Origin of the sequence: Rhizobium hidalgonense (assembly GCF_002914525.1) — a bacterium.
GTDB lineage: Bacteria > Pseudomonadota > Alphaproteobacteria > Rhizobiales > Rhizobiaceae > Rhizobium > Rhizobium hidalgonense.
In genome coordinates this window covers 243,932-257,361 of sequence record NZ_LODW01000048.1, presented here as the reverse complement: position 1 = coordinate 257,361, position 13,430 = coordinate 243,932, and the positions used below count along the sequence as shown (strand labels likewise).

The 13,430-nt window shown below is 61.3% G+C and carries 12 protein-coding genes; 8 read left to right on the top strand and 4 right to left on the bottom strand.

Annotated elements, in window-relative coordinates:
• The first annotated feature begins 235 nt into the window (after positions 1-235).
• From ATY29_RS11170 to ATY29_RS11135, 8 genes are all read left to right on the top strand, one after another.
• The gene (locus ATY29_RS11170) at positions 236-2,695 is read left to right on the top strand and encodes a beta-mannosidase (protein WP_003564194.1); all 2,460 of its coding nucleotides are present in this window, start codon (positions 236-238) and stop codon (positions 2,693-2,695) included.
• Between the two features lie 39 nt (positions 2,696-2,734).
• The gene (locus ATY29_RS11165) at positions 2,735-3,496 is read left to right on the top strand and encodes a sugar phosphate isomerase/epimerase family protein (protein WP_003564192.1); all 762 of its coding nucleotides are present in this window, start codon (positions 2,735-2,737) and stop codon (positions 3,494-3,496) included.
• 8 nt (positions 3,497-3,504) lie between these two features.
• Positions 3,505-4,638: a Gfo/Idh/MocA family protein gene (locus ATY29_RS11160; protein ID WP_097532734.1), complete on the top strand. Its 1,134-nt coding sequence runs from the start codon at positions 3,505-3,507 to the stop codon at positions 4,636-4,638.
• Positions 4,639-4,942: 304 nt separating this feature from the next.
• Entirely contained in the window at positions 4,943-5,974 is a 1,032-nt protein-coding gene (gene mgrA, locus ATY29_RS11155) for an L-glyceraldehyde 3-phosphate reductase (RefSeq protein ID WP_003564188.1), read from the top strand.
• 225 nt (positions 5,975-6,199) lie between these two features.
• Entirely contained in the window at positions 6,200-7,813 is a 1,614-nt protein-coding gene (locus tag ATY29_RS11150; protein ID WP_003564186.1) for a glycoside hydrolase family 43 protein, read from the top strand.
• A 541-nt stretch (positions 7,814-8,354) separates the two neighbouring features.
• Positions 8,355-9,281 (top strand): ABC transporter ATP-binding protein, encoded by a 927-nt coding sequence (locus tag ATY29_RS11145; protein ID WP_003564184.1) that lies wholly within the window; start codon positions 8,355-8,357, stop codon positions 9,279-9,281.
• Complete coding sequence (locus ATY29_RS11140) at positions 9,278-10,039, top strand: ABC transporter permease (protein ID WP_003564182.1); 762 nt, start codon at positions 9,278-9,280, stop codon at positions 10,037-10,039. Before ATY29_RS11145 ends, ATY29_RS11140 begins: the two co-directional genes overlap by 4 nt.
• Positions 10,040-10,147: 108 nt before the next feature.
• Positions 10,148-10,885 (top strand): SDR family oxidoreductase, encoded by a 738-nt coding sequence (locus ATY29_RS11135; RefSeq protein WP_097532733.1) that lies wholly within the window; start codon positions 10,148-10,150, stop codon positions 10,883-10,885.
• Here ATY29_RS11135 and ATY29_RS11130 read toward each other — a convergent pair.
• The 4 genes from ATY29_RS11130 to ATY29_RS11115 all read right to left on the bottom strand — a co-directional run bounded on the left by ATY29_RS11130 (position 10,848) and on the right by ATY29_RS11115 (position 13,429).
• On the bottom strand, positions 10,848-11,795 hold the full coding sequence (locus ATY29_RS11130; RefSeq protein WP_097532732.1) for a LysR family transcriptional regulator: 948 nt from the start codon (positions 11,793-11,795) through the stop codon (positions 10,848-10,850). The genes ATY29_RS11135 and ATY29_RS11130 overlap by 38 nt on opposite strands.
• A 118-nt stretch (positions 11,796-11,913) precedes the next feature.
• Complete coding sequence (locus tag ATY29_RS11125) at positions 11,914-12,351, bottom strand: DMT family transporter (RefSeq protein ID WP_097532731.1); 438 nt, start codon at positions 12,349-12,351, stop codon at positions 11,914-11,916.
• 161 nt (positions 12,352-12,512) lie between these two features.
• The gene (locus ATY29_RS11120; RefSeq protein WP_097532730.1) at positions 12,513-13,214 is read right to left on the bottom strand and encodes a TIGR02281 family clan AA aspartic protease; all 702 of its coding nucleotides are present in this window, start codon (positions 13,212-13,214) and stop codon (positions 12,513-12,515) included.
• A complete protein-coding gene (locus tag ATY29_RS11115) occupies positions 13,211-13,429 on the bottom strand; it encodes a DUF1289 domain-containing protein (protein WP_097532825.1) in 219 nt (72 codons plus the stop codon). Before ATY29_RS11115 ends, ATY29_RS11120 begins: the two co-directional genes overlap by 4 nt.
• Position 13,430: the final 1 nt, after the last annotated feature.

Sequence of the window (13,430 nt, the reverse complement as noted above, 5' to 3'; positions counted from 1 at the left end):
AAGCCCAATCCGCTCTCCGTCATTCTCGGGCTTGCTGGTGGATGCCATGTGGATCCTCGGGTCAAGCCCGAGGATGACGGAAAGCGGGGCGGACGGAAGGCGACCAAGGCGCTGCTACACATCTCTTTTCCCCAGCGGGGAGAAGAGGGAGCCAAGCCAGGCCCCTGACCAACGACAACTACCGGACGGCGATCATCCGCCGTCCATATCTAAAACGTAATTCGGAAATGATATCGTGACACATCCGTCGACACCCCCCAACATCGACCTTTCCGGTTCGTGGCAGCTGACTTCCGTCGACGGCGAGATCAAAAGTGTCATCAGCCTGCCGGGCGACGTGCACACCGCATTGCACCGGGCAGGGCTGATCCCAGATCCCTATTTCGGACGGAACGAGGAAAAGGTGCAGTGGGTCGCCGAGCGCGAATGGGCGGTCGAGCGCAGCTTCGCGCTGCCGGAGGTCGAAGGCGACTGGTATCTGGATATCGATTATCTCGATACGGTCGCCAGCGTCCACGTCAACGGCTTCCTGGCGCTTGAAGCCGACAACAGCTTCCGCCGCTATCGGCCCGACGTGTCGAGCATGCTGAAACCAGGCGACAACTCCATCCGGATCGTCTTTGCCTCCAACCCCGCCGTCGGGGCCGAACGGCAGAAGAAGCAGCCTTTCTATATTCCTTACAGCACGGGCAATTCGCCGATTCCCGACGGCAACATGCTGCGCAAGCCGCAATGCCATTTCGGCTGGGACTGGAACATCGCCATTGCGCCATTTGGCCTCTACGGCGCGATCGCGCTACAGCAGCTCGAGACGGCGCGCATCGAACATGTCGTCACCCGCCAAACCCACAATAGCGACGGCTCGGTCGATCTCCTGGTGACGGCGAGCCTGTTTGCCAAGCATGCCGGCATCGCCCAGGTCTATTTCGACCTCGATGGCGAGCGCGTGCGTCTCGATGTCGGCGTCAAGGGCGAGACGGAGGTCCACCATCTCTTCCATATCGACAATCCGCGTCTCTGGTGGCCCTCCGGCAGCGGCGAGCAGGCGCTTTATACGCTGTCCGTCGAATTGCCGACGGATGAGGTGAGCAAGCAGATCGGCCTGCGCACTGTCGAACTGATCACCACGCCGGATGCATCAGGCAGCCGCTTCGCCTTCAAGGTCAACGGCCGCGAGATCTTCTGCCGCGGCGCCAATTGGATCCCGGCCGACGCGCTCTATTCACTCTCTTCGCCTGAAAAGACAGAGGACCTGCTGCAATCGGCGAAAGCCGCCAACATGAACATGATCCGTGTCTGGGGTGGCGGTTTCTACGAGCAGGATCATTTCTACGACCTCTGCGACCGGCTGGGCCTGATGGTCTGGCAGGACTTCATGTTCGCCTGCAACCTCTATCCCTCGACCGAAGACTTCCTCGACAATGTGGCGATCGAGGTGGATTACCAGGTCAAGCGGCTCTCCTCGCATCCTTCGATCGCGCTCTGGTGCGGCGACAACGAGCTTGTCGGAGCGCTGACCTGGTTCGAGGAATCGAGGAAGGATCGCGACCGCTATCTCGTCTCCTACGACCGCCTCAACCGGACGATCGAACAGGCGGTGAAGAAGGCGCTGCCGGGCGCGCTCTGGTGGCCGTCGAGCCCGGCATCCGGCTATCTCGATTTCGGCGATGCCTGGCATGCCGACGGGTCGGGCGACATGCATTACTGGTCAGTCTGGCACGAGAACAAGTCGTTCGACAATTACCGTTCGGTGCGGCCGCGCTTCTGTTCGGAGTTCGGCTTCCAGTCCTACACCTCGCTGCCCGTCATCAAAACTTATGCCGAGGAGAAGGACATGAACATCGCTTCTCCCGTTATGGAGCTGCACCAGAAGAATGCCGGCGGCAACGAACGCATCGCCGGCACGATGTTCCGCTATTTCCGCTTCCCCAAGGATTTCCCGAATTTCGTCTATCTCTCCCAGATCCAGCAGGGTCTGGCGATCAAGACGGCGGTGGAATATTGGCGCTCGTTGAAGCCCCATTGCATGGGCACGATCTACTGGCAACTCAACGACACCTGGCCGGTCGCCTCCTGGTCGAGCCTCGACTACGGCGGCCGCTGGAAGGCGATGCATTATCTCGTCAAGCGCTTCTTCCAGCCGGTGGCGGTTGCCGCCATTCCCGCCGAGGACGGCAAGACGATCCGCTTCTCGCTCGTCAACGATACGCTCAATGATGTCAGCGTCGATCTTTCGATCTCGCTTCTGACGATGAATGGCGAGCGGCGGCACCTGAAAAACGTGCAGGCCATGTGCTCGCCGGATGCGGCGGTGACGGCCGCGGCGATTGATGTGTCCGACATTGCTGAGGGCACGCTGCTTGCCTGGCATTTCACCGCGTCGAACGGCATGGGAGGCGAGGGGCACTATGTCAACGGCACCTATAAGGCGCTGGAATTGGAGCCTTCTGGCCTGACCGTCACTCACGAATATGTCGAGGCGAGTGGCGCGATCGATATCAATGTCACCGCAGCGGGACTTGCGCTCTTCGTAATGATCGAGACCGAGGCGGACGGCAAATATTCCGACAACGCCTTCGATCTTGCAGCCGGCGAGAGCCGCCGCATCACCTTCACCCCGGCACATCCGCTCGAACGCGGCAAGCTGCCGGATTTCCGCTTTTACGACCTGCATTCCTGCCAATCGGCGGATTGATCCTTCCAAGAAATGGGCACGAGGCCCAAGGAGACGATGATGACGAAACTCAGCTACCAGCTCTATAGCGCCCGCAACTTCCAGCCCTATTCGGCAATTTTCGAAAAGCTCGGCAAGGCAGGTTATGCCGAGGTCGAAGGCTTCGGCGGCATCTATGCCGATCTCGACGATGACGGCCTGAAGAGCCTTCGCGCCGATCTCGACAAGAACGGCTTGGTGATGGCGACCGGCCATTTCAGCCCGGATTTCCTCGAGAAGGACGTGCAGAAGTCGTTGAACATTGCCAAAATTCTCGGCATGGATTCGATCTATGCGCCGCATCTGGCAGCTGAGCAGCGCCCCTCCGACGCCGCCGGCTGGGTCGCCTTCGGCAAGCGCTTGCAGGAAATGAGCAAGCCCTACAAGGAAGCCGGCTATGAATTCGGCTGGCACAATCACGATTTCGAATTCGTCAAGCTGGCCGACGGCTCGCTGCCGATCGAGCGCATCTTCGAGGGCGCGCCTGATATTTCCTGGGAAGCCGATATCGCCTGGGTCATTCGCGGCAACGCCGATCCTTTCGCCTGGATCGAAAAGCTCGGGCCGCGTATCACCGCGGTACATGTCAAGGACATCGCGCCTGCCGGCGAGGCGAAGGACGAAGACGGCTGGGCCGATGTCGGTCATGGCAAGGTCGAGTGGGGCAGGCTGATGACGGCGCTGCGCGCCACCAAGGCGAAACACTTCGTCGTCGAACATGACAATCCAAAAGATATCGACCGCAATATCAGCCGTTCGATCGCATCCTTCCAGACTTATTGAGGCATATCATGACCAGGGAACTTGGCGTAGGCATCATCGGATGCGGCAATATCTCCACCACTTACTTTTCGCTTTCACCGCTCTTCAAGGGGCTGAAGGTGCTGGCCTGCGCCGATATCAACGTGCAGGCGGCCGAGGCGCGTGCCAAGGAATATGGCGTCAAGGCGCAGACAATCGAGGAGCTTCTCGCCAATGACGAGATCGACGTCGTCGTCAATCTGACGATCCCGGATGCGCATTTTCCGGTGTCGAAGGCGATCCTTGAAGCCGGAAAACACGTCTATTCGGAAAAACCGCTGGTGCTTTCGCTGGAGCAGGGCGAGGAGCTTCGCCGTCTCGCCAAGGCGAAGAACCTCGCCGTCGGCTGTGCGCCCGACACCTTCCTCGGCGGCGCCCACCAGCTCGCCCGCAAATTCATCGACGATGGCGGCATCGGCCGGGTGACCTCGGGCGCCTGCTACGTGATGAGCCCGGGCATGGAGATGTGGCATCCGAACCCGGATTTCTTCTTCCTGCCGGGCGGCGGCCCGATCCTCGATCTCGGCCCCTATTACATCGCCAACCTGATCAACCTGATCGGTCCGGTCAAACGCGTCGGTGCCATGACCTCGATGGCATCGCCGACCCGGACGATCACCAGCCAGCCGCGCAACGGCGAGATCATCCCGGTCAAGACGCCGACAACGATCCAGGCGCTGCTCGAATTCGTCAGCGGCGCCACCGTGACGCTGTCGGCAAGCTGGGATGTGTGGTCGCACCGCCATGCGAATATGGAGATCTATGGCACCGACGGCTCGCTCTATGTGCCGGACCCGAACTTCTTCGGCGGCACCGTTGAGGCAAGCGGTCGCGACAAGGACATCAAGCCGCTTGACGATTGGGACCATCCCTTCGGCAAGATCAACCAGGAAAACCCGAACGGGGCGCGTGCCAACTACCGCACCGCCGGTCTTGCCGACATGGCGATGGCGTTGATCGAAGGCCGCGACGCACGCTGCTCGCTCGATCGCACACTGCACGGCGTCGACGTCATGACTTCGATCCTGAAATCGGGCGAGGAGGGCCGTTTCATCGAGCTGACGACGACCTGCACGCAGCCGGCTGCGCTCGGCATCGAAGAGGCGCAGGCGCTGTTGAGATAGTAGAAATAGCGCGGTGCGCTTGCCGTATCGGCGCGTTTGTCTCAATAGTTCGGTCTTCATCGGGCCTGTCCTGCGGCTGTCCGGTTCGCGCCGATGGCTGCCCCTCACCCTCTCCCCGTAAAAACGGGGCGAGGGGACTTGCCACGCGAAACGCTGGCGAGTGACGGAGAGGTTACGGCATATTCCCTACGCCCCGCATGCGGTGAGAAGGTGCCGGCAGGCGGATGAGGGGCAGGTGTCGGCGATCTCTTGGGCCGAAGATACCGCGTGACGATCATAGAGATACTTTAAAGGAGTTATTCAGATGAGCTGGCAACCGGCTGCAGACCGTTATTCGAAGATGAAATATAATCGCGTCGGCCGTTCCGGCCTGAAGCTGCCGGCCGTTTCCCTTGGCCTCTGGCACAATTTCGGCGGTGACACGCCGCATGACCGCAAGATCGACATGTGCCGCACGGCCTTCGACCTCGGCATCACCCATTTCGACCTCGCCAACAATTACGGCCCGCCTCCCGGCAGCGCCGAGACCGCTTTCGGCGAGATCCTGCGCAGCGAATTTTCCGGGCTTCGCGACGAACTGATCATCTCTTCCAAGGCCGGCTACGACATGTGGCCGGGTCCCTATGGCGAGTGGGGCAGCCGCAAGTATCTGATCGCCTCCTGCGACCAGAGCCTGAAGCGCATGGGCCTCGATTATGTCGACATCTTTTATTCGCACCGCTTCGACCCGGAGACGCCACTGGAAGAAACCTGCGGCGCGCTCGACCATATCGTCCGCTCCGGTCGGGCGCTCTATGTCGGCATTTCCTCTTACAACTCGCAGCGCTCGCGCGAAGCCGCAAAGATTCTGAAGGAACTCGGCACGCCGTGCCTGATCCACCAGCCGAGCTATTCGATGCTCAATCGCTGGGTCGAGGACGACCGGCTGCTCGATACGCTCGACGAGGTCGGCATGGGCTCGATCGTATTCTCGCCGCTGGCCCAGGGCATGCTAACGACGAAATATCTCGGCGGCATTCCCGAAGATAGCCGCGCGGCGCAGAACCATTTTCTCAAGAGAGACTACATCCGCCCCTCGATCATCGACAATATCCGCAAGCTCAACGAGATCGCCGAGAAGCGCAGCCAGACGCTGGCGCAGATGGCGATCGCCTGGGTGCTGCGCGGCGGACGGGTAACCTCGGCGCTGATCGGCGCCAGCCGCTCGTCGCAGATCGTCGACTGCGTCAAGGCGTTGGATAATCTCGAATTTTCGGCCGAGGAGCTTGCCGAGGTTGACGTCTATGCCAAGGAGGCGGATATCAATCTCTGGGCGAAGTCGGCGGAGCGGGAATAGGGAAGGCAGACTGGGCGTTTGGGGCAGCGCGCTGCCACATCCTCCCTCGTCTCTGTCCTCGGACTTGACCCGAGGGATGTCACAGAGATCCAGCCAGCCCAAATCCCTTGGGCCGAATAGACTCTTTTCGCCGCGCGGACGCGCGGCTGGATTTGGCAACTTGGTGCAGTAACCGCCGTTCCTATGTGATGTACGTACCACAACAATAATTTCGGAGGAGCCGCCATGATCCGCAACCCCATCCTGCCCGGATTCAATCCCGATCCGTCAATCTGCCGCGTCGGCGCGGATTATTATATCGCCACCTCCACCTTCGAATGGTATCCGGGTGTGCAGATCCACCATTCGCGCGATCTGGTGAACTGGACGCTGGTGCGCCGGCCGCTGGAACGCCGATCGCAGCTCGACATGCGGGGCAATCCCGATAGCTGCGGCATCTGGGCGCCGTGTCTTTCCCATGCCGACGGCCAGTTCTGGCTCGTCTATACCGACGTCAAACGCTTCGACGGCAGTTTCAAGGATGCCCCGAACTACATCGTCACCGCGCCCTCGATCGAAGCCGAATGGTCCGACCCCGTCTATGTCAATTCCTCCGGCTTCGATCCTTCGCTGTTCCACGACGATGACGGCCGCAAGTGGTTCCTCAACATGCAATGGAACCACCGTACCGAGAGCTATGGCGGCTCGCCGAAATCGCCGGCCTTCGACGGCATCCTGCTGCAGGAATGGGACCCGGCGACAAAGGCGTTGAAGGGGCCGATCCAGAACATCTTTGCCGGCAGTCCGCTCGGCCTTGTCGAGGGACCGCATCTCTTCAAGCGCAACGGCTGGTATTATCTGACGACCGCCGAGGGCGGCACCGGCTACGACCACGCCGTCACCATGGCGCGTTCGCACCGGATCGATGGGCCTTATGAGATGCATCCGAACATGCATCTGATCACCTCCAAAGATCATCCGGGCGCGGCGCTGCAGCGGGCGGGGCACGGCCAATATGTCGAGACGCCGGAGGGTGAGGCCTATCACACCCATCTCTGCGGCCGGCCGCTGCCGCCGAAGCGGCGCTGCACGCTGGGGCGCGAGACATCGTTACAGAAATGCCTCTGGCGCGACGACGACTGGCTCTACCTCGAAAACGGCACCTCAGTGCCCGATATCGATGTGCCGGGCCTCTTTGGCGCCGTGCCGGTGGAAAAGCCGATGCGCAGTGAATATAGCTTCGACGGCGGTACGCTGCCAGCTGATTTCCAATGGCTGCGCACGCCCGAACCCAACCGCATCTTCAACCTGACGGACCGCCCAGGCCATCTGCGCCTGATCGGGCGTGAAAGCATTGGCTCGTGGTTCGAACAGGCGCTGGTCGCTCGCCGGCAGGAACATCACAGCTTCCGCGCCGAAACCGTGGTCGAGTTCTCACCCGACACCTATCAGCAGGTCGCCGGGCTGACGCATTATTACAACCGCCACAAGTTCCACGCCGTCGCGGTGACGCTGCACGAAACACTCGGCCGCTGCGTGACGATCCTTTCCTGCAATGGCGACTATCCGAATGGACGCCTCAGTTTTCCCGTCGAAAGCGGCATCGCCATTCCCGCCGAGGGGCGTGTCCAGCTCGCCATGGAAATCCGCGAGAACGATCTGCAATTCTTCTGGCAGACCGAAGGCAAGGGCGCCTGGCAGCCGATCGGCCCGATCCTCGATGCCGGGATGATTTCCGACGAAGGCGGCCGCGGCGAACACGGTTCCTTCACCGGCGCCTTCGCTGGTGTGTTTGCCTTCGACACGTCGGGGAGGGGCAAGGTCGCGGATTTTGATTGGTTTAATTACGATGAGTTGTGAGGGGTGGGCATCTGGGTTTTCACCGGTGTGCCTTGCGTTGGCGACGGATCGATAGGCGCGAGACGCGACCTCTTTCCGAACAAAAAGAAAGCCGGCGCAGGGCCGGCTAAGACGAACGCGGCTGGACAGGGGATGCTAGCCGGTTCCAAACACTTCGTGACTGAACAATAACTTTGACTACATGCCGAGGCAGCGAAAAAGGGTGCAACGAGAACACCCGGAGACGGCTCCGCAAAGGGGTGGGCGGCGGGGCGGATGCCGGTGCTGGCCTCGGCCTTCTTATCGGTCATGAAGATCACCGGATGATGACATCCGAGCCGACTGCTGCCTTGCTTTGTCCCGGACAGATCGGTGTCGTCGCGAAGACCGATGCGGCTACTTCGCCTGCGCCGGCGGGCCCACTTGCAACAGCGGGTCATCCGCTTGCGCAAGGCAACTGTGTTAGCAAGGCGAATGCAGTGTTCACGTTCCCACGGATGTTAATGCGTCATGAAGGGACTATATAGCGAGCCAAATACTTCGATAATATCAAGAGTAACGCATGACCCCCATCATTTCTGTTCAGAATCTTACCAAGACCTACGCCAATGGGTTCGAGGCCCTGAAAGGCATCAACCTCGACGTCGAAAAGGGTGAGATCCTGGCGCTGCTCGGGCCGAACGGTGCGGGCAAGACGACGCTGATCTCGATCATCTGCGGCATTGCCAATCCGAGCGGCGGCAAGGTATTGGTCGCCGGCCATGATGTCGTGAAGGATTTCCGCGCCACGCGCGGGATGATCGGCCTTGTGCCGCAAGAGCTGACAACCGATCAGTTCGAAACGGTGTTCAATACGGTGAGCTTTTCGCGCGGCCTGCATGGCAAGAAGGCCAATCCTGCCCATATCGAGAAGGTCCTGCGCGCGCTTTCGCTCTGGGACAAGAAGGACAATATGCTGCGCCAGCTCTCGGGCGGGATGAAGCGGCGGGTGTTGATCGCCAAGGCGCTTTCGCATGAGCCGGATATCCTCTTCCTCGACGAGCCCACAGCCGGTGTCGACGTGACGCTGCGCAAGGATATGTGGAACGTCGTTCAGGAGCTTCGGGCCTCGGGCGTCACCATCATCCTGACCACCCACTATATCGAGGAAGCCGAGGAAATTGCCGACCGTGTCGGCGTCATCAATGGCGGGCAATTGCTTCTCGTTGAGGACAAGGCGGCGCTAATGGCCAAGCTCGGCCGCAAGCAGCTCATTCTCGATCTCACAGAGCCGCTCGAGCGCCTGCCGGATTGTTTTGCCGGCAACGGACTGACGCTGGAGGCGGAGGGCAGCCGGCTGACTTACGATTTCGACGCCGACAATGAGCAGGAAAGCATCGCGACACTCCTGACGCGGCTGGGTGAAAACAATATCCATTTCAAGGATCTGTCGACGCGACAGAGCTCGCTCGAAGATATCTTCGTGGCGCTGGTAGGAGCAGGCAAATGAACGTCGAGGCGATCAAATCCATCTATTTCTTCGAGATGGCCCGCACGCGCCGCACGCTGCTGCAGAGCGTCATCTCGCCGGTTATCTCGACCTCGCTTTATTTCATCGTCTTCGGTGCAGCAGTCGGCTCGCGCATCCAGGAGGTGGAGGGCGTATCCTACGGCGCCTTCATCACGCCCGGCCTGATCATGCTGACGCTGCTTGGCCAGTGCATCAGCAACGGCTCCTTCGGCATCTATTTCCCGAAATTCACCGGCACGATCTACGAGGTGTTGTCGGCGCCGGTGGCGATGACCGAAATCCTGCTCGGTTATGTCGGAGCCGCCGCCACCAAGGGCATGATCATCGGCTTCATCATCCTTTTGACCGCCAATCTCTTCGTCGACGTCAGGATCGAGCATCCCTTCATGATGGTGCTGTTCTTCTTGCTGACGGCGATCACCTTCAGCCTGTTCGGCTTCATGATCGGCATCTGGGCCGGCAATTTCGAACAGCTGAACCTCATTCCCATGCTGGTCGTGCCGCCGCTGACCTTCCTCGGCGGCAGTTTTTATTCGGTCAATATGCTACCGCCCTTCTGGCAGGGTGTCAGCCACCTCAATCCGGTGCTCTATCTCGTCAGCGGCTTTCGCTGGAGCTTCTACGGGATCGCCGACGTTAACCCGGCGATCAGCCTGGCGATGATCACGGTGTTCCTGGCGATCTGCCTGGGAACGCTCGCCTGGATATTCAAGACCGGTTACCGGCTGCGCAACTGATCGCTCCGATAGCATCATCGGAAAATCCGATGATGCTATCGGTTTCTTCCGTTTTTCTTCCGCTTCGGTTCGCGGCATCTGCTCTCCCCAGCCAAAAGGAGAAGCGAGATGACTGGTATCGGGATCGAAGGTGCGAAGGTGGTAATCGTCGGCGGCAGCTCCGGCATGGGGCTGGCGCTTGCCATGCGCCTGCTTGAGGAGGGGGCATCGGTGACGATTGCGGGACGCAGCGAAGACAGGCTTGCTGCGGCGTGCCGTCACCTCGGCGGGCATCCGAAGCTTGCAACCCATGTCGTCGATATAGCGCGGGAGGAAGACGTGGCGGCGCTGTTTCGAGAGAGCGGATCGGTCGACCATATCGTCAGTACGGCGGCCGATATCGAAGGCGCCTACCAGTTGCTGCCATCGATCGAACTCGCGGCAGCGCAACGGGTGGTCGAGAGCAAGTTCTACGGGCCACTGCTGCTCGCAAAATATGGTGCGGCCCGTCTGCCGCCATCAGGATCGATCACCTTTACCTCGGGTGTCGCGGCCTATCGGCCGGCGGCACGCGGATCGGTGGTCGCAGCCGTCAATGCGGCGCTCGAAGGCCTGGTCAGGGCGCTTGCCGTCGAACTGGCGCCGATCCGCATCAATGCCGTATCGCCGGGGTGGGTGGATACATCGATCTGGAACTTTGTTGCCGGGGATGCCAAGCAGGCGACACTGGAGGCGATGGCGCAGCGCCTGCCGGCCGGCCGTGTCGGCCAGCCGGAGGATATTGCCGACGCGATCCGTTTCCTGATCGGCAACGGCTTCACCACCGGCACTATCCTGCATGTCGAAGGCGGGCATCGGCTGGTCTGACCGGCGACAGTTCGTCGCTTGCCGCCGGCAAGAGTTTGTTGCTTGCCGATTGCAGCAGGAGGGCGAGCGCCGGCGGCTGCACGCGCCGGCGCCGCCACATCATCAGCAGCGCGGCGGTGGGTGGTTCACCCGGCCATGGCAGCGCGATGACATCGCCGCGTGCCGTGGACGGCCCGAGAGCAAGACCCGGGACCAGCCCGTAACCGGCGCCTGAGGCAACGAGCCGGATGATCGTCGCGATACTGTCGGCTTCCGTAACGATAGGCGGTGCGGGCACACCCGCCTCGGCAAAGGCAGTCTCAAACAAGTGGCGGTAAACGCAGCCGGATTCGGTGGCGATGAAGGGCGCAGTGCTCAATGCCGCGAGGCTTTCGGGTGGCCGGGCGTGCGCATTACGGCCGGCGATCAGCACCAGCGGCTCGCTGGAGACACGGCGCGTGGCGAAGCGCTCATCCTGTTGCCCGCGATCGAAGGTGAAGGCGACGTCGATCGAGCCGTCATGCAATTGGGTACGCAATTCGCCGCTGCCGCCGATCTTGAGCTTCAGGCCAAGACCCGGGTTCTGCTTGCCAAAGAGCGACAGCCAGGGCGCCAGAGTTTCGGCGGCGATGGTTTCAAGCGTGCCCACGCTGACGGACTGGTCGGCGTTGCCGGCGGCGGCACGAACGGCGCCCTTCGCCTCGTCGTTCAGCGCCAGGATTTCTTCCGCATAGGTCTTCAGCGCCGCACCCGCCGCTGTCAGGGCAACGCCCTGCCGGGAGCGGAGGAAGAGTTCTGCGCCAAGCTCTTCTTCCAGCGCCTGTATCTGATCGCTGAGGCTCGACTGGGCGAGATTGACCTCGGCCGCGGCGCGCGTGAGATTTTCATGCCGGATGACCGCAAGGAATGTCTTCAATTGTCGTGGATTCATCTCGAGCTCCGGTGGGCGCGCAGGCGCCTTGACGCAGGATATCAACAAAGCAGAACGTGCTGCAATGCAGGAGCGTTTGGCGACGAAGGGCCAGTCTGTGTTGGGCCAGTTTCCCCCCTCATGCACTGCTGACGAGCAGGGCGCCCGACAGGATGAGGAGGGTGCCCGCGGCAAGCTGCATCAGGTTGACCTCGGAGGCTTCGCCGAGGAAGACAGCGCTGATTGCCAGCGTCACCAGCACGTTGCAGCTCCAGATCGGGGCGAGTTTGGAGACCGGGACGCCATAGGCGAAAAGCGCGAAGCTGATCAGGCCGGTGCCGAGAGCGAAGCAGGCGCCTGCGGTGGCGGCAAATCCGATACCTTCGGCCGTCCAGGGGGCCGGGCGCCAGATCAGTGCGACGATCAGGCCGGCCAGCGCACAGGCGGCGCCGAAGGCGATCAGATAGATGGCAGAGCCGGTGGCAGCCGTGGCGCTCTGCTTCTGGAAGATGGCGGTGATGCCCCAGAACATGGCGGGCAAAATGCCGCCGATGACGATCGGCCAGAGTGAATTCATCGCGAAACTCCTGTCGCACCCATGGGGCAAGGCTTCGCCTTGGGCGAAAGCCGGTCGAACATGCGGTGCCACCAGACTAGGAGTTTCTTTTTGCTCTTTGTGGTCTTGTTTTTGCGCTTGAAGGTGACAGATCCGAATGCCGGCGTAAAGCTGCGCCGGGTTCAATCGCGTATGCGCAGTTCGTCGGTCTGCATCTGCAGCGAACCCAGCGTTTCCAGGAAGCTCATGCCGAGTAGACTCTGGTCGAGCCGGCCGTCCTCGGCGACGCTGGCTGCGACATTGTTGCGGACGATCGGGCCGATCGCCACCTGGTCGAGCGTGACGGGTGCTGCGCGGCCGCGGCCGTTGGCGGTCATGACGGTCATGGAATAGGTGAGGCGGGAGAGGTCGATGCCGATCCGCTCGGCGTCTTCGCGGGACAGCGCCACCATGCTGGCGCCGGTATCGACGAGCATTTCGATCGTCTGACCGTTGACGGCGACATCGGCCTCGAAATGGCCGTTCAGCAGTTTGTGCAGGATGATCTCCTGGCCGCCTTCGCTTGTGGTGACGACGATGGCGCGGCCGGGAACGAGGCCGGCAAGCAGCCGGTTGCCGACGCCGAGCGCGTCCTGACGATAGAGATAGACGGTCACGAGCGCCAGGATGATCACCAGCCAGATCATCATCTGGCGCATCGTCTCACCAGGGCTGCGCCGGCTCGCCCAGATGCCGGCCGACAGCATCAGCGCGATCGGCAGCAGATAGACGACGCGGACGAAGTCGTCGCTCTGCAGGCCGAGGATACTGCCTTTGTCATGGTTGACGATCAGCACCGCAAGGCCGATGCCGATCACGACGAGGAAGACGGTCAAACGGATCATAAAGCCTGCTCCGGCCCGCTGGCGGAGCCTGTTTCCATGTGGTTCGATACCGCTACAGCGCTTGCAAGCCTTGCCGGCAGCAGGGCCATGATCCGTCTTCGTTCAATGTCGGAGTAGCTCACCCAGCTGCCGATTTCCTCAAGAGTCCGGCCGCATCCGGCGCAAAATCCGGTGGCTGAAACCAGCGAGCAGAGGTGAATGCAGGGTGTTTGCATG

Bases quoted from the DNA above. Each gene is read 5' to 3' on its own strand.
- ATY29_RS11165 (WP_003564192.1), top strand. From the start codon at position 2,735: ATGACGAAACTCAGCTACCAGCTCTATAGCGCCCGCAACTTCCAGCCC.
- ATY29_RS11160 (WP_097532734.1), top strand. From the start codon at position 3,505: ATGACCAGGGAACTTGGCGTAGGCATCATCGGATGCGGCAATATCTCC.
- mgrA (WP_003564188.1), top strand. From the start codon at position 4,943: ATGAGCTGGCAACCGGCTGCAGACCGTTATTCGAAGATGAAATATAAT.
- ATY29_RS11150 (WP_003564186.1), top strand. From the start codon at position 6,200: ATGATCCGCAACCCCATCCTGCCCGGATTCAATCCCGATCCGTCAATC.
- ATY29_RS11145 (WP_003564184.1), top strand. From the start codon at position 8,355: ATGACCCCCATCATTTCTGTTCAGAATCTTACCAAGACCTACGCCAAT.
- ATY29_RS11140 (WP_003564182.1), top strand. From the start codon at position 9,278: ATGAACGTCGAGGCGATCAAATCCATCTATTTCTTCGAGATGGCCCGC.
- ATY29_RS11135 (WP_097532733.1), top strand. From the start codon at position 10,148: ATGACTGGTATCGGGATCGAAGGTGCGAAGGTGGTAATCGTCGGCGGC.
- ATY29_RS11130 (WP_097532732.1), bottom strand. From the start codon at position 11,795: ATGAATCCACGACAATTGAAGACATTCCTTGCGGTCATCCGGCATGAA.
- ATY29_RS11125 (WP_097532731.1), bottom strand. From the start codon at position 12,351: ATGAATTCACTCTGGCCGATCGTCATCGGCGGCATTTTGCCCGCCATG.
- ATY29_RS11120 (WP_097532730.1), bottom strand. From the start codon at position 13,214: ATGATCCGTTTGACCGTCTTCCTCGTCGTGATCGGCATCGGCCTTGCG.
- ATY29_RS11115 (WP_097532825.1), bottom strand. From the start codon at position 13,429: ATGCAAACACCCTGCATTCACCTCTGCTCGCTGGTTTCAGCCACCGGA.